This window comes from Curvibacter sp. T50, from assembly GCF_057219955.1.
In genome coordinates, this window is sequence record NZ_JBXVVU010000001.1 from 1476622 (window position 1) to 1495918 (window position 19297).

The 19297-nt window shown below is 64.6% G+C and carries 20 protein-coding genes; 5 read left to right on the forward strand and 15 right to left on the reverse strand.

Going from position 1 to position 19297, the window contains the following annotated elements:
- The first annotated feature begins 65 nt into the window (after positions 1-65).
- From AC2EBU_RS06975 to AC2EBU_RS06990, 4 genes are read left to right on the forward strand one after another with little or no spacing between them, the layout of a single operon-like run.
- Entirely contained in the window at positions 66-1754 is a 1689-nt protein-coding gene (locus AC2EBU_RS06975; protein WP_484609638.1) for a hypothetical protein, read from the forward strand.
- Positions 1755-1780: 26 nt separating this feature from the next.
- A complete protein-coding gene (locus AC2EBU_RS06980) occupies positions 1781-3109 on the forward strand; it encodes a hypothetical protein (protein WP_484609639.1) in 1329 nt (442 codons plus the stop codon).
- Positions 3110-3113: 4 nt separating this feature from the next.
- On the forward strand, positions 3114-3689 hold the full coding sequence (locus tag AC2EBU_RS06985; RefSeq protein WP_484609640.1) for a hypothetical protein: 576 nt from the start codon (positions 3114-3116) through the stop codon (positions 3687-3689).
- A 13-nt stretch (positions 3690-3702) separates the two neighbouring features.
- A complete protein-coding gene (locus tag AC2EBU_RS06990) occupies positions 3703-4239 on the forward strand; it encodes a hypothetical protein (RefSeq protein WP_484609641.1) in 537 nt (178 codons plus the stop codon).
- A 2-nt stretch (positions 4240-4241) separates the two neighbouring features.
- On the opposite strand, the gene AC2EBU_RS06995 is transcribed toward AC2EBU_RS06990, so the two are convergent.
- From AC2EBU_RS06995 to folE, 4 genes are read right to left on the reverse strand one after another with little or no spacing between them, the layout of a single operon-like run.
- Entirely contained in the window at positions 4242-5186 is a 945-nt protein-coding gene (locus AC2EBU_RS06995) for a DUF429 domain-containing protein (RefSeq protein WP_484609642.1), read from the reverse strand.
- A 16-nt stretch (positions 5187-5202) separates the two neighbouring features.
- The gene (locus tag AC2EBU_RS07000) at positions 5203-5649 is read right to left on the reverse strand and encodes an acyl-CoA thioesterase (RefSeq protein WP_484609643.1); all 447 of its coding nucleotides are present in this window, start codon (positions 5647-5649) and stop codon (positions 5203-5205) included.
- Between the two features lie 55 nt (positions 5650-5704).
- Positions 5705-6127, reverse strand: coding sequence for a BLUF domain-containing protein (locus tag AC2EBU_RS07005; RefSeq protein WP_484609644.1), 423 nt, complete (start codon positions 6125-6127; stop codon positions 5705-5707).
- Positions 6128-6138: 11 nt separating this feature from the next.
- Positions 6139-6876: a GTP cyclohydrolase I gene (folE, locus tag AC2EBU_RS07010; RefSeq protein ID WP_484610133.1), complete on the reverse strand. Its 738-nt coding sequence runs from the start codon at positions 6874-6876 to the stop codon at positions 6139-6141.
- Between the two features lie 223 nt (positions 6877-7099).
- Here folE and AC2EBU_RS07015 point away from each other — a divergent pair, with 223 nt between their 5' ends.
- A complete protein-coding gene (locus tag AC2EBU_RS07015; protein ID WP_484609645.1) occupies positions 7100-7738 on the forward strand; it encodes a glycine-rich domain-containing protein in 639 nt (212 codons plus the stop codon).
- 26 nt (positions 7739-7764) lie between these two features.
- On the opposite strand, the gene clsB is transcribed toward AC2EBU_RS07015, so the two are convergent.
- The 11 genes from clsB to AC2EBU_RS07070 all read right to left on the reverse strand — a co-directional run bounded on the left by clsB (position 7765) and on the right by AC2EBU_RS07070 (position 19238).
- Positions 7765-8976, reverse strand: coding sequence for a cardiolipin synthase ClsB (gene clsB, locus AC2EBU_RS07020; protein ID WP_484609646.1), 1212 nt, complete (start codon positions 8974-8976; stop codon positions 7765-7767).
- A 15-nt stretch (positions 8977-8991) separates the two neighbouring features.
- On the reverse strand, positions 8992-9783 hold the full coding sequence (locus AC2EBU_RS07025) for an endonuclease/exonuclease/phosphatase family protein (RefSeq protein WP_484609647.1): 792 nt from the start codon (positions 9781-9783) through the stop codon (positions 8992-8994).
- A complete protein-coding gene (nudB, locus tag AC2EBU_RS07030) occupies positions 9743-10201 on the reverse strand; it encodes a dihydroneopterin triphosphate diphosphatase (RefSeq protein WP_484609648.1) in 459 nt (152 codons plus the stop codon). Before nudB ends, AC2EBU_RS07025 begins: the two co-directional genes overlap by 41 nt.
- A 40-nt stretch (positions 10202-10241) precedes the next feature.
- Positions 10242-10958, reverse strand: coding sequence for an ABC transporter ATP-binding protein (locus AC2EBU_RS07035; RefSeq protein WP_484609649.1), 717 nt, complete (start codon positions 10956-10958; stop codon positions 10242-10244).
- A gap of 1 nt (position 10959) precedes the next feature.
- Positions 10960-11730: an ABC transporter ATP-binding protein gene (locus AC2EBU_RS07040; protein WP_484609650.1), complete on the reverse strand. Its 771-nt coding sequence runs from the start codon at positions 11728-11730 to the stop codon at positions 10960-10962.
- A 13-nt stretch (positions 11731-11743) separates the two neighbouring features.
- Positions 11744-12820, reverse strand: coding sequence for an ABC transporter permease subunit (locus AC2EBU_RS07045; RefSeq protein ID WP_484609651.1), 1077 nt, complete (start codon positions 12818-12820; stop codon positions 11744-11746).
- Between the two features lie 18 nt (positions 12821-12838).
- Positions 12839-13768, reverse strand: a complete 930-nt coding sequence (locus tag AC2EBU_RS07050; protein ID WP_484609652.1) for a branched-chain amino acid ABC transporter permease — start codon at positions 13766-13768, stop codon at positions 12839-12841.
- Between the two features lie 233 nt (positions 13769-14001).
- Entirely contained in the window at positions 14002-15255 is a 1254-nt protein-coding gene (locus AC2EBU_RS07055; RefSeq protein ID WP_484610134.1) for a replication-associated recombination protein A, read from the reverse strand.
- A 73-nt stretch (positions 15256-15328) separates the two neighbouring features.
- Positions 15329-16024 (reverse strand): outer membrane lipoprotein periplasmic chaperone LolA, encoded by a 696-nt coding sequence (lolA, locus tag AC2EBU_RS07060; RefSeq protein WP_484610135.1) that lies wholly within the window; start codon positions 16022-16024, stop codon positions 15329-15331.
- A 14-nt stretch (positions 16025-16038) separates the two neighbouring features.
- Entirely contained in the window at positions 16039-18354 is a 2316-nt protein-coding gene (locus tag AC2EBU_RS07065) for a DNA translocase FtsK (protein WP_484609653.1), read from the reverse strand.
- Positions 18355-18563: 209 nt separating this feature from the next.
- The gene (locus AC2EBU_RS07070) at positions 18564-19238 is read right to left on the reverse strand and encodes a Crp/Fnr family transcriptional regulator (RefSeq protein WP_484609654.1); all 675 of its coding nucleotides are present in this window, start codon (positions 19236-19238) and stop codon (positions 18564-18566) included.
- Positions 19239-19297 lie beyond the last annotated feature (59 nt).

Sequence of the window (19297 nt, forward strand, 5' to 3'; positions counted from 1 at the left end):
CCGATCATGCCGCCATGAACCGCATTCCACTCCCCCCCGACCGAACGCGCTGCGTCCGAAACCGCATGACCCGACTCGCAGCGGCGCTGTGTGGCCTCGCGGTGGCCGCTGGCTGCGCGAGCGTGCCCCCTCACGAAGCCGCCACAGAGGCTGCACCACCGGCGCAAGGCGGGTCCACCGGCGGCGCCGCCCCGCGACCGGACTGGCTCCAGGCCGCCTTGGGCGCACTGCGCCAGGGTCAGACCGCGGCAGCAAGAGACCTGCTGCAGGACGGTCTGGTCCGTCACCCCCGTGCGGCACAAGGACACCTGATGCTGGCGGTGGCACACCATCTGGACGGTGACGATGCCGCGCTTGATCTGGCCGGCACCGGTTACGGCCTGGCCCGGCGTTTCGCCGCCGATGTCTTCTGGCCACCCTTTCTGGCCGGGGTGAGCGCCCTGCAACGCCAGCACAGCGGTGAAGCGCTGGCGCTGCTGGCGGAAGCCGTGGCAGCCGACCCCTCGCAAGCCTTGGGTCTTGAGGCGCTTGCCGCCGCGGCCTACCTGAACGGCGAGTTCGGTCTGGCCCAGGCCGCCGCCGACGAGGCGCTGCGCCTGACGCCCCGTTCGGAGCGCGCCACCCGCACTGCGCTGATGGCGCGCGCCGCGCAGGGCGACCACGCGGCGGTGCGCGAGCGTCTGGAGCACCCGGACGCCCGCTGGACACCGGAGCTGCGGCGGCGCAGCGCCCAGCTGCTGCGCACCGCGAATGCGGAAGGCGCTGGTCCCGGCAGCGGCCCGGGCAGGGTCACGGACGGTTCAACAGCGGACGTGACGCCCAATCCCGATCAGCTGAGTGTGGACGTGGTCATGATTCTCTCGGACGGCCGCGATGCCCGCACCCTGGGGGTCAATCTGCTCGACGGTCTGCGCATCAGCTACGGCGCGGAGCGGGTGTCCACCAGCACACCGGGCACCGCCGCCTCGATCACCCGCGCGCTGCGCATTACGGATCTGACCTATAGCCTGAACATCGCCAACCGCAGTACCCGGCGCTACCAGATGACGGCCCGGCCCAGCCTCACCGCCTTTGTCGGACAGCCCAGCAGCTTCTTCGTCGGCGAACAACTGGTGGTGCAGACCTCCGGAGTGAATACCGCGCAGCTGGAACGCATCGACGTCGGCGTGCGGCTGAGCGTCACCCCCAGTCAGGTGCGTCCGGACGGCGCCCAGTTCCGCCTGGAGGCCGACCGCAGCTTCTTCAGCGACGTGCCCGGCGGCACCTTCCGCGAACAGTTGTCGATCTTCAAACAAAGCGTCAGTGCCACCGCGGACGTGCGCTATGGCGAGACACTGGTGCTGTCGGGACTGCAGGAGCAGGTGTTCGACCATCAGGACTCGAAGGTCCCCGGTATCGGCGACGTGCCCGGACCGAACCTGCTGCTCAACCAGACCAACCGCCGCGACCGGCAGCGCTCGGTACTGATTCTGGTCACCCCGTCGCAGCCTCTGGGATTCGCGCGCGGGGCCGGCGCACGTGCCGCGTCGGTAGAGCAACTCATCCGCCTGTGGGACCAGATCATTGCCCCGGGAACCGGAACCGGACCGACAGCCGAGGTGCTACGCCGCCGCTTCCCGGCCCGCATGGTCACGCCCGCCGACGTGGCTTTCCCCGATCTGCGCGACGACACCGTCCGCCAGACCTTGCTGGACCACCTTGAGCGCAGCCTGCCACCGCCCGTGGCGGCCATCCCCGGCGGCGGCCGGACCTGACACCCCAACACCCCAAGGAAGAAAACATGCCCGACCTGTCCAAAATCCTGGCGATCCCGCTCGTGGCGCTGACCCTGTCCACCACATCCACCGTTGCCCTGGCAGCATGGGAGTCGATCGGCGGCTGCCCGGCGTCCAGCCGGGCAAAGCTCAAGCCCGGTGACAACCGCCCGTTGCGACTGATGGCCGGTTTCGAAGGGGACGTGACGGTGTACGGTCATTTGCTCGATACCGTGCGCAGCGTCAACCTGGGCGGCATCACGAATGGCAGCGCATCGGATCCGCGCGGCGTCGGCGGATTCGTCAACGGCGGCAGCGGCGTCGTCGGCCGAACCGGGCCCGACTACTGCGCACTCGGTTCCCTGACCGTGAAGGTGTCCATTCCCGGCTCAACACCGCGCGGCCAGCGCGGTACCCTGACAGTGGGTGGTGAACGCATTCCGATCGAAGTGGTGGCCGATCGTTTTTCCGCTGCGTGGGATGCCCGCAACAACAGCGCCGGCCTGACACCCGGCACCCAGGAACAGATTGAGGCCGCCGCCAACGCCGACGCAGCCGCAGCCCGTCAGACCTGCCGGGCCAATGCGGAAACGCGATTCCAGCAATGTCAGGCCAACCGCCCGGCGGTTGAGGCCGCCCGCGCGCAGGAATGCGCGCAGCGCACCGCCGAGCGCGACGCAGAACGGGCGCGGCGCGAGGCTGAGATGCGCGCCAGCGGCAGCACCGGGGTGGCGATCAGCAATCCACCGCCCATCGCAGCCTGCCAGGGTCTGGCCCCGTGCGACGTCGTGCGCAACGGCGACCTGGCCCGCTGCGACGACGCCGAACCCCGCATCAGTGCCCCACGTGCACCGCGCTGCCTGCGGGACCTCGGTGGCTCCTCGCTGTTCCTGCCCGACGGAACACTGGAAGTCACCTTGCCGCCCGCTGATCGCGCCAGCGACGCGCAACTGCAGACCTGCCTGGACCGCGGCTTCGACGTGCGACTGGCGCGACAGCGCGCCAATTTCGATTTCGGAGGCGGTCAATGCGCCGCCGGGGTCGTGCATCAGCTGTCGATCTCCGGGCAAAGCGGCTCGCTCGGGGTGCGGCTGAGCCTGCCGGAGATTTCCTGCAACACCGGGGATGCCGTTCTTGTCGTTCCGGCCACCCTGCGCAATACCTTGATTTCCCCGGTCAGGGGTGCCGTCACCCTGAGCCACCGCGCCTTCAGGAATACGACCAGCGTGCGGTATGACATGGGCGAATCGCCCACGCCGCTGAACATCCTGGTGGTGCCGCCGCACCGCAAACTGGAGATCGGCAATCCGGTGAAGCAAGCGCCGAAGATCGGCTCCCCGCTGATTCAGCGTTGACGCAATGACGATCATGAAGCGGCCGGCGATGCACTGCGGGTTCCTGTTCCTGCTGCTGTCCGGCGTTGTGCCGGCGGGAGCGACCGACGCCACGCGACCGGTCGGGATCGCACCCGCATCGGCGGGCCTTTCAGGGCCGTCGCTGGTGGCACCCCGAGCGCCGGCTCCACCCGAGAGCGGGATCGCCCCGGCGCGACCCACGCCACCCGCAGCCCGCCCGCCGGGTTCGGCGGGCGCGGATTCCAGCACCGAGCAGTGGAGTCGCCTGTTGACTGGAACCTGGGAATACCGGGCGGTCGACAAGGCGGGGCGCCAGGTCGAAATCACCACCATCCGCTTCCTGCCGGGTGGTGAATACCAGACCCATCTGCTGTATGGGGCTTTCAAGGCCGAAGCGCTGTCGCGAGGGCACCTGCGCATTGCAAAAGCGACCGACACCGAGGCCGAACTGCTGCTGACCCCCGCCGACAAGGACCCGGAACGGCTTGGCGAGGAGTCGACCCTGACGTCCCGGGTCAGGCGCGTGGATGCCAACCGCCTGCGCGCCGCGGACGGCAGTGAACTGCTGCGGCGACCTTGAAGGAGCGCATCTGATGACCTGTCGCGCGCGAAAAAACACGATCCGCCGGATTCTGGCGACGGTGGTGATCGGTTTGGCTGGCCCCGTCGCTGCCCAGCCAAACGAGTTCTGCTTTGGCGCCGGTGGCATGCAATGTGGCGGTGTGACGGGCCAGCTGGCGGTGCAGGGCGTGGCCTTCTGTCTGCCCGTGCAGTCGCCGCTGGTAAAAAACGGCATCTGCAAGGTGCATGGCGGCAGCTGGGACCACGACACGTGCTGCTTCGCCAACCGCAACGGGGTCGAGTGTGGCGGGGACAACAGCTCCCGGGCCTGCGAAGCGGCGTGGAACAAGTCGATTCACCGAACGGTCTGGGGCTACTACTGGTTTCGGGCCACGGACTACACCCGCGCCAACGCCACGGGGGTGATTGAAACCGCCCTGTATTGCGCCCCCAGCGGCGCCCACCTGCACCGCAATGACCGGCAGCGCTGCTGCAATGGCGCGGCCAGCGCTGTGCCGGCCGATTTCTGGGCCCGGGTCGCGCGGCCCTCGCTCTGGCGCTGCCAGTAGCGTCAGCAGCCGGTAATCCACCCTTCCAGGGAATCAAACGGCGGCAGACCCCAGCCGGGGCCGCCCGGAGGGTTGTCACCGCAGGCATGCCGCACGGCCGCACAGGCGGCCAACAGCAGACACAGGACGGCGTCCAGCGTATCGCCGCTGGCATCGTCGGCAAGGGCGTCACGCTGGGCGTGGCTCAGGCGCAGGCGCAGACCAGCCGCCTGCAGCAGGGGCACGGTGCCGGCTTCCAGCGCGGTGAGAATGGCGCGCCGGGCAATCAGTCGCTCGGGCGTCTGGCGGGCCCGGTCGTCTGCCTTGTAGCTGCGCCGTGCCGCCGCCTCTCCGGCCGCTGCGGCCAGGGCCTGGCGGGCCAGCAGGCCGGGGTAAGCCTCCAGCGCCACCCGGTCGCGCCGCCCCGCAGACAGCCCGGGGAAATGGCAACCGGCAGCCCGCAGCAATGGCACACCCGCGTGCAGCATGTACGCCACCGGCGGGTTGACCCATTTCATGCTGGGGCTGGAACCTGCGGGACCGTCGGTGGCACGGTGGGCGAATTTGCCGCCGGCAGGGCGTGCCGCGCAGAAGGCGGCAAACGTATCGCGGATGGCCGCACGCGACAGACTGGCGTAGTGGTCCATGCAGCCGCGCCATTCAGTGGGCCAGCCCAGGGTTTCGACCAACTCGCGGGGCAGGCCAAAAGGCAGATCAAAGCCGCCCAGCCACGCGGCGGACGGCGCCTGCAACGCCTCTGCCACCGCCGGGAACGAATCCAATAGCTGTATTTTTAATAGCGACAAAGCACCATTTTTCGAGGGGTATTGGCACTTTTTGCCATCAAACTGCCCCCAGGCGATCACCACCGGCTTGCGCGGAGTCGGCCGGCTGGTGAAGTCGCAGCCCAGCAGGAGCGGCGGCAGATCGGCGGCCAGGGGCCGGGTCTCGTCGGGCTGAACGGTCACTGCGCCGGGCGCGGCCTCAGGCCTGCGGAGCAAGCAGCGCCCGCAATGCCGGTGGCAAGGGCTCGCCACGCAGCGGCGAGCCGGGCCCGGCCTCGTAGCGGCACCAGACACGGGTTTCCTGTCCGACGGCCAGTTCGGTGCCGTCATCACTGCGGAGGAAACGATGGCGCACGGTGAAGGACTTGCCGCCCATTCGGGCCACAGCGGTTTCCACCGTGCAGGCGTCTCCGAACCGGGGCGAGCGGACGAAATCGCACTGGGCGTGGACCAGTGGCAGGCTGCGGTGTTCGGCCCGCATGCGCTCGGCGTCATAACCGGCCTGAGCGAACAGATGCCAGCTGGCCGCGTCCATCCAGCGGTAGTAGGTGGGGTAGAAAATGATCCCGGCGGGGTCGCAGTCACCCCATTCGACGGTGCGGGTCAGGCGGGTGGTCAGCGCGGCAGGTTCGGCGGCGGCGTTCATGGCGCGGTATTCACGGGCGGTGGCGCAGCGTCGGGGCCGCGGGCCACCCAAGGTTTCAGGTGCGGCCGATGATGGACGCCGTGGCCAGCAGCTCTTCGATCAGCGCTTCGGACACCTTGCCGGAGACGCTGTACGGGTCGAGCTCGGCGCGCTCGGAATACTTGAGCAGGATCGATGGGTTGATGCGCGCCACATTGACCTGGCCCATGGTCCAGCCGCCGAAACGGCGCTCGCTGATCTCATGGTAGTGCAGCAGGACCACGTCGCGGTGGCGCGGATCGCGCACGATGTGGCCATAGAGCTCGTTGACTGCTGCGCGGCCGCCTTCGATGGCCTGCAGAAAGATTCCCCCGCCATAGACCAGGATGCCGGTGATGCCACTGGTGGGGTTGAACTGGCGCGACTGGGACAGGATGTCTTCGATGACGTCGGCGCTGGGGTCGACGGCGCGGCTGGCATAGAGCAGGCGAACAAGCATGGCGGCGGCTCTCAGGAGCGGGGAATGAGGGCGAGGAATTCGCGGCGCAGGTTGGCGTCTTTCAGGAAGGCGCCGCGCATCACGGAGTTGATCATCTTGCTGTCCATGTCCTTGACACCGCGCCAGGCCATGCAGAAGTGGCTGGCTTCCATCACGATGGCCAGCCCGTCGGGCTGGGTCTTGTCCTGGATCAGGTCGGCGAGCTGGATCACGGCTTCCTCCTGGATCTGCGGGCGGTTCATGATCCATTCGGCGATGCGCGCGTACTTGGACAGACCGATCACGTTGGTGCGCTCGTTGGGCATGACACCGATCCAGACCTTGCCGATCACCGGGCAAAAGTGGTGACTGCACGCACTGCGCACCGTGATCGGGCCGACGATCATCAGCTCGTTGAGGTGTTCGGCGTTCGGAAACTCGGTGATCGCCGGAGGATGGACGTAACGACCCTTGAACACCTCGTTGACATACATCTTGGCCACGCGGCGTGCGGTGTCGGCGGTGTTGTGGTCGTTTTCGGTATCGATGACCAGACTGGAGAGCACACCCTCCATCTTGCCGGTCACCTCATCGAGCAGCGCTTCAAGCTCGCCGGGGCGGATGAAGTCGGCGATATTGTCGTTGGCATGGAAACGTTTGCGCGCAGCCGCGATGCGTTCGCGGATCTTCACCGAAACCGGTGTCCCTTCGTCCACGCTGGCAAGCACACGCGCCGGATCAGCTTCATTCATGGCGTTTTCGGCTTTCATCAACATGGCCACATCGTACCAGCGTTGGAATTTTGGGGTTTTTGGGCAATACCCATGGTAAAACGGTCTTGCGAAGCTACGTTTTCGATAGCATCAACCACCCGATGACCTTGCGGAGCCGCAAGTCAGGGCATCCGCCGCCGCCGCGCCGGGTTGTGTGTCATATTTTTGTCATCTCAATTTCATTCAATCACGACAGAACAACAACAAAAAGGAGGACCCTGTGAAACTTCTCATCGCGCTCGTCCTGCTGTCGGTGGTCCTGGCGGGTGCCAGCGTCTTCTGGCGACGATATCGTCGGCAGGCACGCCAGAGCTACATCAACGGCTATGTCTTCGCGCCGCACCTGCGCGATGCCGTGCGCCAGACCTGGCCGCAGCTGGACGACGCCGCGCTGCGCGACATCGAACGGGGGCTGCGCCAGTTCTTTCGCATCAGTCTGGCCGCAGGCGGGCAAAAGGTGGCCATGCCGTCCAAAGCGGTCGATGAACTCTGGCACGCCCTGATACTGGACACCGCCCGTTATCAGCATTTCTGCCGCCAGGCGTTTGGCCGATTGCTGCACCACACCCCGGCCCAGGTGATGCGCGCCCAGGCGCAGGGCGCCGAACCCTTGCGGCGCGTCTGGCGCCTGAGCTGCCGCGACGAGGGGCTGGACCCTCGGCAAGCCGCCGCCCTGCCCCTGCTTTTTGCCCTGGACACCGATCTGGCCATTCCCGGCGGGTTTCGCTATGCGCCCGATTGCACCCGCCGCGAAGACGCAGGCACCTGGTGTGGCAACGCGCTGGGATGCAGCAGCAGTGGCTGCGGGGCAGACGGTTCGGACGGCGGCGGCGATGGGGGCGGATGTGGCGGCGACTGAACGCCGGTTGGCGCGAGCCGGCGCGCTCAGTAGCGCTTGCCGGTCAGGAACAGTGCCAACCGCATGAGCCCAAACGCGGCCCAGTCGAGCAATCGCTCCCGCACGGGGCGGTTGGCGTACTCGACGGGGCTGACAGGCAGGCTGTCGCGCTCGATGGCGAGCACCAGTTCATCGCGCAAGCGCTGCGAAAAGCCGGCGTCCTGCACCACCACGTTGGCTTCGCGCGCCAGCAGCAAGCTCAGCGGATCGAGATTGCTGGAGCCCACGGTGGCCCAGGACTGCTCGGTTCCGGCGTCCACCACGGCGACCTTGGCGTGCAGAAAGCTGGCCTGGTATTCGGCGATTTCGATCCCGGCGGCCAGGAGCTGATGGTAAACCGGCCGCACGCCGTGGTACTGCATGAAATATTCGTAATGCCCTTGCAGCAGCAAACGGACCCGGACCCCACGCCGCGCCGCCATCACCAGCGCCTTGCGCAGCTTGCGGCCGGGCAGGAAATAGGCGTTGGCAACGATGATCTCGGCGCGTGCACTGCCAATGGCGCGGCGATAGGCTTTCTCGATGTCGGCGCGATGGCGCACGTTGTCGCGCAACAGCAGCCCGGCTTTTTCAACCACCAGAGTGCCGTCCGGCACATCCGTGGCCGCTGTCCAGGGCAGGTGCAGGCCGGTTGACCGGAAGCTGCTGAACGCCTCGGGGAAATGACGCTCGCGCACATGGCGCACGGTCTGGATACGCCACCACAGACGGGCGGTGGTTTCCTGCACCGACTGCACCAGCGCCCCGGTCGCCTGGACCGCGAAGTCGAGACGCGGGCGGCTGATCGCACCCCGGTGAGGGTCGTGGAGATCATCCAGAATATTGATGCCGCCGCAGAACGCGACCCGGCCATCGACGACACACAGCTTGCGGTGCAAGCGTCGCCAACGGCTGGGAATGGCCAGGCCCAGCGCACCCAGGGGGGAATAAATGCGCCACTGAACGCCCGCCGCGTCGAACCGCTGGCGCCACGCCTCGGGCAAAGACCCGGTGCCTACCCCGTCGACCACCAGCCAGACGCGCACGCCGCGCTGCGCCGCCCGTTCCAGTGCCTGGGCGATCTGCTCGGCCGAGCCGGTCACGTCAAAAATGTAGGTTTCCATGCGAATGTCCGAGCGCGCCCGGTCCATTTCCCGGATGAGCGCGGGAAACAGCTCACGCGAACCCAACAGCAGCCGGATCTGGTGACGGTGCGGCATCAGTGCAGTTGCAATTCAGAAACGGAAGTCGGCGATCAGCGGCAGGTGATCGGACATCTGGCTCCAGATACGTCCCCGGGGCACGTGCAGGTGGGCGGGCTGCAGTCCCCGGGCATAGACATGGTCGAGCTGCACCACCGGCAGGCGGGACGGATAGGTGGGGCAGCGCACAGTGTCGGCCGAATGCAGGCCGTTCGCGTTCATTGCCTGCATGACCCGGTTGCCCCAGTCATTGAAGTCACCGGCGACAACCACCGGCGCATCGGGCGGCACTTCACGGGCAATGTACCGACCCAGATGGGCGGCCTGGCGCAGGCGACTTGCCGGTATGAGCCCGAAATGGATGACGATCACATGCAGCGGCCGGCCGTGAATCAGCACTTCGACATGAAGCAAACCGCGTTGCTCGAAGCGGTGGTCGGACATGTCTTCATGCCAGTGACTGAGCACCGGCCAGCGACTGAGCAAAGCGTTGCCGTGTTCGCCATGCCGGGTGACGGCGTTGGTGCGATAGACCGCCTCATAGCCTTCGGGGGCCAGAAAGTCGGCCTGGGGCAGCTCAGGCCAGCGGGTGAAATACTGCTCCTGCAGGCGGTGGACCTTGCGTACCTCCTGAAGGCAGACGATGTCGGCGTCGAGCTGCTCGACGGCGTGGCCGATGTTGTGGATTTCCAGCCGCCGGCGCGGACCGATTCCCTGCACGCCTTTGTGGATGTTGTAGGTTGCGATGCGAAGGGTTTCGGTGGCAGCGGTCACGCGGCGAACCTTACCGCAAAAACCGCGGCAACCAGAGAATCGCTTCCGCATTGGATGGCGAAAAGCAGATATCGGCCGCTTCGCGCCAGGGCAGCCAGCGCCACTCCGTGTGCTCGCGCGGGTTCAGGGTCACTGGCGTGCCCTCGGGCACACACAGTCCGAAAACATGTTCGGTGTTGGTACTGACACCCGGTGCATACCGATGGCGCCAGCGGGGGTAGATGGCGTAGACGTTCTCCAGCCCCCAGTCGGTCAGGGCGGTGCCCAGCGGGCTGCCTTCGGAGCAGTCGATGCCGGTTTCTTCCCGCACCTCACGGACCGCGGTGGCACGCAGGCTCTCGTGCTCGTGGTCCTTGCTGCCGGTGACAGATTGCCAGAAGACACTGGCGTCGGCGCGGCGAATCATCAGCACCGACAAGCCCGGTGTGTGAATCACCACCAGCACCGACTGGGGGATCTTGTAGGCCATCTGCGCGCGGGGCGCCCGCCGGTTCGCCGGCGCAGCGGTCCTACTCGCCCAGGTACGCGGCGCGAACCTTCGGGTCGTTGAGCATGTCCTTGCCCGGACCGGTCATGGTGATCAGGCCAGACTCCATGACGTAGCCGCGGTCGGCAATCGACAGCGCGCGGCTGGCGTTCTGCTCGACAAGCAGGATGGTCACGCCCTGGGCGTACACATCCTTGACCACCTCGAAAATCTTGTCGACCATGATGGGCGACAGGCCCATGGATGGCTCATCGAGCAGCAGCACCTTGGGGCGACTCATCAATGCACGGCCCATGGCGAGCATCTGCTGCTCCCCACCCGACATGGTGCCGGCCAGCTGGTCCTTGCGTTCGCGCAGCCGCGGGAATATGGAGAAAACCTTCTCCATGTCATCCGCGATGCCGGCCTTGTCCGAGCGGATATGGGCGCCCATCTGCAGGTTCTCAATGATGGTCATGCGGGTGAAAACGCCGCGCCCTTCCGGCACCATGGCCAAACCCTGCTTGACCAGATCCCAGGGACCCTGGCCGCGGATGTTCTTTCCCATGTATTCGATCGCGCCGTCATTCATCGGCAGGATGCCGGTGATGGCCTTCATTGTGGTGGTCTTGCCCGCGCCATTGGAGCCGATGAGCGAAACCAGCTCGCCCTCCTGCACCTCGAAATCCACGCCCTTCACGGCCTGGATGCCTCCGTAGGCCACCTTCAGGCCTTTGACCTTCAACAGTGTTGTGCCCATGTCAGTGTCCTCCGGTGCCCAGATAGGCTTCAATCACTTTTTCGTTGCGCTGCACATCGGCGGGCGTGCCCTCGGCAATCTGCTTGCCATAGTCGAGAACGGTGACGCGGTCACACAGACCCATCACCAGCTTGACGTCATGCTCGATGAGCAAGATGGTGCGGTTGTCCTTGCGGATCTGGTCGATCAGCCCGCGCAATTGCACCTTTTCGGTGGCATTCATGCCGGCCGCCGGTTCGTCCAAGGCGATCAGTTGCGGGTCGGTGGCCAGGGCGCGGGCAATTTCCAGGCGCCGCTGATCACCGTAGGACAGCGTGCGCGCCTTGTAATCGGCGAATTTGCCGATGCCCACGTAGTCAAGCAGTTCCTGGGCGCGTTTGGCAATGGCCGCCTCTTCAGCCTTGAATCCTGACGTCCGGAACATCGCACCGATGAGACCCGAGCCCGTACGGATATGGCGCCCGACCATGACGTTTTCCAGCGCGGTCATTTCGGCAAACAGCCGGATGTTCTGAAACGTCCGCGCGATGCCGGCCTTGGCCACCTCATGGACCGCCGTCGGCTGGTAAGGCTTGCCCGCCAGCTCGAAGGTGCCGCTGTCGGGCGTATACAGACCGGTGATGACGTTGAAGAACGTGGTTTTCCCGGCGCCGTTGGGGCCGATCAGGCCGTAGACCTGGCCGCGCTCGATGGTGATACCCACATCACTGAGGGCCTGCAGACCACCGAAGCGCTTGGAAATGCCGGCGACTTTGAGAACGATTTCTGACATGGTGTCGCCCTCCTTATCTGGACTGCTGCAGCGATTTGCCGTGATCGGGCGCGGGCCACAGGCCACGCGGGCGCATCAGCATGATGACGATCATGGCCAGGGCAATCAGCAACTGGCGAAGGATCGCGGCGTCCAGTCGACCGTCGGTCATCGCCTGCAATGGCCCCGCGACATACCTCAATACCTCCGGCAATGCCGCCAGCAGCACCGCGCCAAGCACGACCCCCGGCAAGTGCCCCAGCCCGCCCAGGACCACCATGGCGACGATCATCACCGACTCCATCAGCGAGAAGGACTCGGGCGAAACGAAGCCCTGGAAGGCGCCGAACATCACACCGGCCACACCGCCGAAGGTGGCGCCCATGCCAAAGGCGAGCAACTTCATGTTGCGGGTATTGATCCCCATGGCCTTGGCGGCGATTTCATCCTCGCGGATCGCCATCCAGGCGCGCCCGATACGCGACAGCTCCAGACGGTGGCTGATGATGACGCTGAAAACAACCAGCACCAGGAACAGGTAGTAGTACAGCGTGACCGAGGCCAGTTCGAAGCCACCAATGGTCAAGGGCTTGCCCAGATCCAGTCCGAAAAAGGTGATCGAGTCGATCTGGTTCAGGCCTTTGGGACCGTTGGTGATGTTGATCGGATGGTCCAGGTTGTTCAGGAAGATGCGGATGATCTCGCCGAACCCCAGCGTCACGATCGCCAGGTAGTCACCCCGCAACTTCAGTGTCGGCGCCCCCAGCAGGATGCCGAAAAGCCCCGCCAGACCGGCCCCGAGGGGGATGACCAGCCACAAGGGCGTGTGCAGTCCGTTCGGGAACATTGCCGCAAACGCCGGAAACGTGTCGGTCAGGTGCGGCGACGCCATCAGGCCGAACATGTAGGCTCCGACCGCGAAGAAGGCGACAAAGCCAAGGTCAAGGAGACCGGCATAGCCCACGACGATGTTCAGGCCGACGGCCAGAAGGACATAAAGCAGCGCCACGTCGGCGATCCGGACCCAGGCGTTACCGAACGACTGAAGAATCAGCGGCAGCACAAGCAAACCGATGGCACCGATGATCAGGTGGGTTCTGGTGAAATTCATGATTCGATCTCCAGTCGGTCAGGCGCGATCGGCCACACGTTCGCCGAGCAGCCCGGACGGCCGCAGCGTCAGCACGATGATCAGCACAATGAACGCGAAGATGTCGGCATAGTGGCTACCCAGCAGTCCGCCTGTCAACGCCCCGATGTATCCCGAACCGATGGCTTCGATCAGACCCAGCAATATGCCGCCAATGACGGCACCGGCCAGGTTGCCGATGCCGCCGAAAACGGCGGCGGTGAAGGCCTTCAGCCCCGGCAGGAAACCCATGGTGTGCTGCACGGTGCCGTAATTGGACGCGTACATGACGCCGGCGATGGTGGCCAGGATGGCGCCGATGATGAAGGTCGCCGAGATCACCATGTCGGGCTTGACCCCCATCAGCGCCGCAACGCGTGGGTTTTCTGCGGTCGCACGCATCGCACGTCCCAACCGAGTGGCGTTGACCAGCCACATCAGCACCGCCAGGGAAATGGCGGTGACGCCCAGGATCATGATCTGCGTGGACGTGATCACCGCACCACCGATCTGGAAGGGCGCCGCCGGCAGCAAGGTGGGATAAGGCTTGTAATTGGCCTTGAAAATGATCATGGCCAGCGTCTGCAGCAGGATGGACATACCGATCGCGGTAATCAGCGGAGCCAGCCGTGGACTATTGCGCAGGGGCCGGTAGGCAATTTTCTCGATCGAGAAGTTCAATGCCGCTGCGACTACACAGGCGATGGCGGTGGCCAGCAGCAGGATGATCCATCCCGGTGCGCCCGGCATGGCCGCCTGCATCATGCCGATGATGACCCAACTGGTCAGCGCACCGACCATGAGCACCTCGCCATGGGCGAAATTGATGAGCTGAATGATGCCGTACACCATGGTGTAGCCAAGGGCTATCAGGGCGTACATGCTGCCGAGAACCAGACCGTTGATGATCTGTTGCAGCAGAATGTCCATAGATTGAATCTCCGAGTTTTATGACCGGCTACGGGGTTTGTCGCGCCACCGATGGGTGACTGTAGCGCGTCGAACCTTGTGAGCTGGGCGGCTACCTAGCAAAAAACCCGCCATGACACACACAGTGGCGGGTTTCAGCGGTGAATTGTAGCGAACGGCAAGAAAGCTGATGCCAAACTGACAGCCGGGGTTTTCCCTCTGTTTGCGGCTTCATCAGCGCAAAAGGCCTTCTATCAGTCCGACTTATTATTCATGCGGCGCAACTCTGCGAGCTTATCGGCGATACGAATCTCCAGGCCCCGAGGGACCGGCTTATAGAAACCCGGATCGGCCATGCCGTCTGGCAAATACCGTTCTCCGGCAGCAAAGCCATCCTCCTCGTCGTGCGCATAGCGGTAGTTTTTGCCGTAATCCAGTTCTTTCATCAGGCGGGTCGGTGCGTTGCGCAGATGCAAAGGCACCGGACGGGTGCCATCCTCGCGCACGAAAGCCTGCGCCGCCTTGAAGGCCTTGTAGACCGCGTTGGACTTGGGCGCCACCGCCAGATAGACCAGGCATTCGGCCAGAGCCAGCTCTCCTTCCGGGCTGCCCAGGCGTTCGTAGGTCTCGGCAGCGTCGAGCGCCAGGCGCAGGGCACGGGGATCGGCCAGACCGATATCCTCGCTGGCCATTCGGATCATGCGGCGGGACAGATATCGGGGATCTGCACCGCCGTCGAGCATGCGGGCGAACCAATACAACGCAGCGTCCGGGTCAGACCCGCGCACGCTCTTGTGCAGCGCCGATATGGTGTCGTAGAACTGTTCTCCCCCTTTGTCATAACGGCGCAGACGCTCGCCCAGCACCCGCAGCAGCCAGGCATCGCTGATGCGCGCAAGGTTCTCTCGTGTGGCCGCCACGGCCAGGTTCTCCAGGGTATTGAGCAAACGCCGAGCGTCGCCGTCGGCGTAGGCAACGAGACGCTCGACCGCTTCCGAATCAATAGCGGGAAGTGACGAAAAAGCGATGGCTCTTGCCAGAATTTCCCTCAAATCGTCGTCCGAAAGCGCTTTCAGCACGTAAACCGCCGCCCGCGACAACAAAGCCGAGTTGACTTCGAACGACGGATTTTCGGTGGTGGCCCCGACAAAGGTGAACAGACCGCTTTCCACATGCGGCAGGAAGGCATCCTGCTGACTCTTGTTGAAGCGATGAACCTCGTCGACGAACACCAATGTCCGTTGGGCATGGAGGCTATCCCGCACCGCCTCGGCGCGATCGACCGCCTCGCGAATGTCCTTGACGCCGCCCAACACTGCGCTGATCGCGATGAACTGCGCATCAAAGGCATCGGCCATCAGCCGGGCGATGGTCGTTTTGCCCACGCCCGGTGGCCCCCAGAGGATGCAACTGTGGGGCTGACCCGATTCGAAGGCCAGTCGCAGTGCCATACCGTCACCCAGCAGATGCTTTTGTCCAATGACCTCGCCCAGGGTCCGTGGACGCATCTGTTCGGCCAGCGGAACCGCTGTCGCTCTGCGGGCGGTGGATTCGAGCGGCTTCACGGGAGCTCGGCCGCGCTCACGGACGAATGACATCCGCGCCCGGCGGTGGCCGGAACTGGAAGGTTCCCGCCGCAAGGTTGGCATTGATTTCGAAACCATTCAACGTCAAGACCGAACGTTGGCCAAAACTGTCGATCATGTCCAGCACCGCCAGGCTTGCGCCCCGCTCACCCGGTTTCAGTCCGATTCGCACCGATTTCAGGGTTCCCTCCGCGGACCGGGGAGACGCCAGAACCCACTGCAGGCCGTCTTGATCGGGCGCGTCCTGCAACACAAAGTCGCGCTGGAGCGACCGCAGGTCACTGGCCGAAGCAACCAGCGCCACGGGGGTCGCGGCCAATACATCACTTTGCTTGCGCGCCGTAACCTGGTTGAGGTCCGCGTCGAAATGCCACAGCGTCTGGCCATCGGCGACGATGGTCTGCTCAAACGGCTTGGCATAGACGAACCGGAAACGCGACGGGCGCTGGAACTCGAAAACGCCAGTGGAAGTTCGACCCCGGCTGATCTGTCCGTCCCGCGCGGGCGGGGTGACGACCTGGGTGAAACTCGCCCGCCCTGAACGGGTATTGCTCAGAAAACTCTCCAGGCTGGCCAGCCCGCCGGCCACCACCGCATGTGCCTGGCCGAGCGCCAGCGTGGCCACCAGCACTCGCACAGCGCCAATAAACCCCAGACAATTTGACCGCCGGTAAGCCCAAAGCCGCCTCATTACGGACACCATGGTCAATCTCCCGACGAACGGGCGGGAACCAGTACTTCCCGCTGGCCGCTGCTGGACAACGCACTGACCAGCCCGGCTTTTTCCATATCTTCCAACAAGCGCGCAGAGCGGTTGTAGCCGATGCGCAGCTTGCGCTGAACGTATGAAATGCTGGCCTTGCGGTCCTGCAGCACCACCGCCACCGCCTGGTCATACATTGGGTCCTTCTCCCCGCCGCCCTCGCCCGCGAGTTCAGCCGATGACTCGTCACCGTCCAGGGTCCCGCCTTCCAGAATGCCGTCGATGTAGTTGGGCTCGCCCAGGCTCTTGAGGCAACTGACGACCCGGTGGACCTCCTCGTCGCTGACAAAGGCTCCGTGGACCCGAACCGGAAAACCGGTCCCCGAGGGCATGTACAACATGTCGCCCATACCCAGCAAGGCTTCGGCCCCCATCTGGTCCAGGATGGTGCGGCTGTCGATCTTGCTGCTCACCTGAAAGGCGATGCGGGTCGGAATATTGGCTTTGATCAGGCCGGTGATGACATCCACACTGGGACGTTGTGTCGCCAATATCAGATGGATGCCGGCAGCCCGGGCCTTCTGCGCCAGGCGGGCGATCAGTTCCTCGATCTTTTTGCCCACCACCATCATCAGATCGGCCAGTTCATCAATGACCACCACGATATGTGGCAACCGCTCCAGTGGTTCGGGCGTTTCCGGTGTCAGGCTGAACGGGTTGTAGATGAATTCCTCACGCGCCTTCGCTTCGTCGATCTTGGTGTTGTAGCCCGCCAGATTGCGCACACCCAGCTTGCTCATCAACTTGTAGCGTCGCTCCATTTCGGCCACGCACCAGTTGAGGCCGTTGGCGGCCTGCTTCATGTCGGTGACCACCGGGCACAGCAGATGCGGAATGCCTTCATAAACCGACATCTCCAGCATCTTGGGGTCGATCATCAGCAAACGAACATCCTTGGCTTCCGCCTTGTACAGGAGCGAAAGGATCATTCCGTTGATACCCACCGACTTGCCCGAGCCCGTTGTGCCGGCCACCAGCACATGCGGCATCTTGGCCAGGTCGGCGACCACCGGATTACCCACGATGTCCTTGCCCAGGCCCATGGTCAACAGGGACCTAGCATCGTTATAGACCTGCGAGCCAAGAATCTCGCTGAGCCGGATCATCTGTCGCTTGGCATTGGGCAACTCCAGCGCCATGAAGTTCTTGCCCGGAATGGTCTCGATCACCCGAATGGACACCAGCGACAGCGAACGGGCCAGGTCTTTCGCCAGATTGACGATCTGTGAACCTTTGACACCCGTGGCGGGTTCGATCTCGTATCGGGTAATGACCGGTCCGGGTGACGCCAGCACCACCCGAACCTCAACCCCGAAATCGCGCAGCTTCTTCTCGATCAGGCGGCTGGTCATCTCGAGAGTCTCCGCAGCCACGGTCTCCTGGCGTCCCGGCGGCGCATCGAGCAAATCCACCTGCGGCAGCCTGCTGTCGGCAATCTCCTGAAACAGCGGTTTCTGGCGTTCGCGCGCCACGCGCGCACTGGGGGGCGTCGGGACAATCACCGGCTCGATCTGTACCGGGATCGGGGGATGCTCCTCCACTTCTTCGCGCAGTTCCATCAGGCCGTCGGCCCGCTCCTGCGCGGCCTGGCGACCCAGTTCAACGTCATGGGCTTTCTCGCGGCGATCGCGCGCGGCCTGAACGACTCGCTCGATCCGCGCCCCCAGCCATTCCGCCACCGATGCCCAGGAGAAACCGAAAGCAAGGCTCGCCGCAATGACACCCAGGACCAACGCCACCAGCGCCGATCCGGTAAACCCCAGCCACCGGATACCCATGGGGCCCAGCCAGTATCCCAGAACGCCGCCCGAATGGCCCGGCAGTCCGGCCTCGAATCGATACAGTCGCGACCACTCCAGCAGGGCACTGGCTATCAACAAGGCCAAGATCCCTGCGGCCGTTGTTGCCCGCCGGCGCCAGGAGGACTCGGCTGCTTCACCACGCAACCACCGGGCCAGCGCTTTCAGCCATTTCCAGCCACCCAGGGCCAACAGCCACCACACGGAATAGCCCAGCAGAAAGTAGCCCAGGTCAGCGATCCACGCACCGGCGCGCCCTCCCAGATTGCGCACCGTGGCATCGTGCCCGCCGGAAGTCGACCACGCAGGGTCACTTGCAGCATAGGTCACCAGCGAGAGGAAACAATAGGCCAGCAACAACAAACCCAGAACCAGCGCAATCTCGCCCCCCGTTCGCGGCGAGGCATCGACCGGATCACGGCGGGTCGAGGAGGTAGGGGACGGGATCGAAAGGGTCATCCGGGCAATAAACGAGGCCATGGTTACTCAAAAACCGGGTTTGAGATGACCACCTGCCCAGCGGAACGCCCGTCGGAGGAGATCATCTGCCCGTGTCGCGCAAATTGCCAGCGATGATGGCGAGCCCTGCTCGGACCCGCGGCGCAACAACGCCACGCCAGCCTCTGCACACGCCGCAGGCGCTGCCCTAGGGTATCGCAAACCGGGCTTCAGGTCAGTGAACTGAGACGCTCCTTGATGAGGGTCGACCCATCCTCCTGCGCCTCGATGAAGCCCCGTTCCTCCAGGTCCTTCATCACGCGGCTGACCATCTCGCGGGAGGCGCCAACCATCTTTGCCAGATCCTGGCGGGAAATTCGGTCCTTTATCAGACCAAATCCGTCTTTGTTGGGTACGGAACTTTCAATCAAGGCGCGGGCGACACGGCCATACACGTCCATCAGCGCCAGCGATTCGATCTTGCGGTCTGCATGGCGAAGCCGCTGCACCAGGCCTTTCATCACCGCGTAGGCCATGGAGGTGTTTTCAGGCAGGCAGCGCGCGAACTCCAGCCGGCCGAGCATCAGCACATCCGTCTGCACTTCGGCCCGAACGGTTGCCGAGTGGGGTTCGTTGTCGATGAGACTCATCTCGCCGATGTAGTCGCCGGGCGTCATGTTGGCCAGAATCACCTCGCGACCCCGGCCGTCGGCACTGACGACGCGCGCCCGTCCGGTCAGAATGATGAACAGCGCATTGCTTTTCTTGCCCTGCTCAACAATCGCTTCGCCCCGCTTGAAGCGACGCTTGACGACGGCTTGGGATACCGAATTCGCCTGCGTTTCCGTCAACATGGAGAACAGCGGAACCCGCCGGATCAATTCGAGATTGGACAACATGGTCATGGGCCTACTCCTGCGAATGCCTGAAGGTCTGCGCGGGGCTTTCTACAATGATTGCCAGA

Excerpts from the sequence above, each read along its gene's own strand:
- AC2EBU_RS06975 (WP_484609638.1), top strand. The coding sequence starts at position 66 with ATGACCCGACTCGCAGCGGCGCTGTGTGGCCTCGCGGTGGCCGCTGGC.
- AC2EBU_RS06980 (WP_484609639.1), top strand. The coding sequence starts at position 1,781 with ATGCCCGACCTGTCCAAAATCCTGGCGATCCCGCTCGTGGCGCTGACC.
- AC2EBU_RS06985 (WP_484609640.1), top strand. The coding sequence starts at position 3,114 with ATGACGATCATGAAGCGGCCGGCGATGCACTGCGGGTTCCTGTTCCTG.
- AC2EBU_RS06990 (WP_484609641.1), top strand. The coding sequence starts at position 3,703 with ATGACCTGTCGCGCGCGAAAAAACACGATCCGCCGGATTCTGGCGACG.
- AC2EBU_RS07000 (WP_484609643.1), bottom strand. The coding sequence starts at position 5,649 with ATGAACGCCGCCGCCGAACCTGCCGCGCTGACCACCCGCCTGACCCGC.
- AC2EBU_RS07005 (WP_484609644.1), bottom strand. The coding sequence starts at position 6,127 with ATGCTTGTTCGCCTGCTCTATGCCAGCCGCGCCGTCGACCCCAGCGCC.
- folE (WP_484610133.1), bottom strand. The coding sequence starts at position 6,876 with ATGAAAGCCGAAAACGCCATGAATGAAGCTGATCCGGCGCGTGTGCTT.
- clsB (WP_484609646.1), bottom strand. The coding sequence starts at position 8,976 with ATGCCGCACCGTCACCAGATCCGGCTGCTGTTGGGTTCGCGTGAGCTG.
- AC2EBU_RS07025 (WP_484609647.1), bottom strand. The coding sequence starts at position 9,783 with ATGCGGAAGCGATTCTCTGGTTGCCGCGGTTTTTGCGGTAAGGTTCGC.
- nudB (WP_484609648.1), bottom strand. The coding sequence starts at position 10,201 with ATGGCCTACAAGATCCCCCAGTCGGTGCTGGTGGTGATTCACACACCG.
- AC2EBU_RS07035 (WP_484609649.1), bottom strand. The coding sequence starts at position 10,958 with ATGGGCACAACACTGTTGAAGGTCAAAGGCCTGAAGGTGGCCTACGGA.
- AC2EBU_RS07040 (WP_484609650.1), bottom strand. The coding sequence starts at position 11,730 with ATGTCAGAAATCGTTCTCAAAGTCGCCGGCATTTCCAAGCGCTTCGGT.
- AC2EBU_RS07045 (WP_484609651.1), bottom strand. The coding sequence starts at position 12,820 with ATGAATTTCACCAGAACCCACCTGATCATCGGTGCCATCGGTTTGCTT.
- AC2EBU_RS07050 (WP_484609652.1), bottom strand. The coding sequence starts at position 13,768 with ATGGACATTCTGCTGCAACAGATCATCAACGGTCTGGTTCTCGGCAGC.
- AC2EBU_RS07055 (WP_484610134.1), bottom strand. The coding sequence starts at position 15,255 with ATGCGTCCACGGACCCTGGGCGAGGTCATTGGACAAAAGCATCTGCTG.
- lolA (WP_484610135.1), bottom strand. The coding sequence starts at position 16,024 with ATGAGGCGGCTTTGGGCTTACCGGCGGTCAAATTGTCTGGGGTTTATT.
- AC2EBU_RS07065 (WP_484609653.1), bottom strand. The coding sequence starts at position 18,354 with ATGACCCTTTCGATCCCGTCCCCTACCTCCTCGACCCGCCGTGATCCG.
- AC2EBU_RS07070 (WP_484609654.1), bottom strand. The coding sequence starts at position 19,238 with ATGACCATGTTGTCCAATCTCGAATTGATCCGGCGGGTTCCGCTGTTC.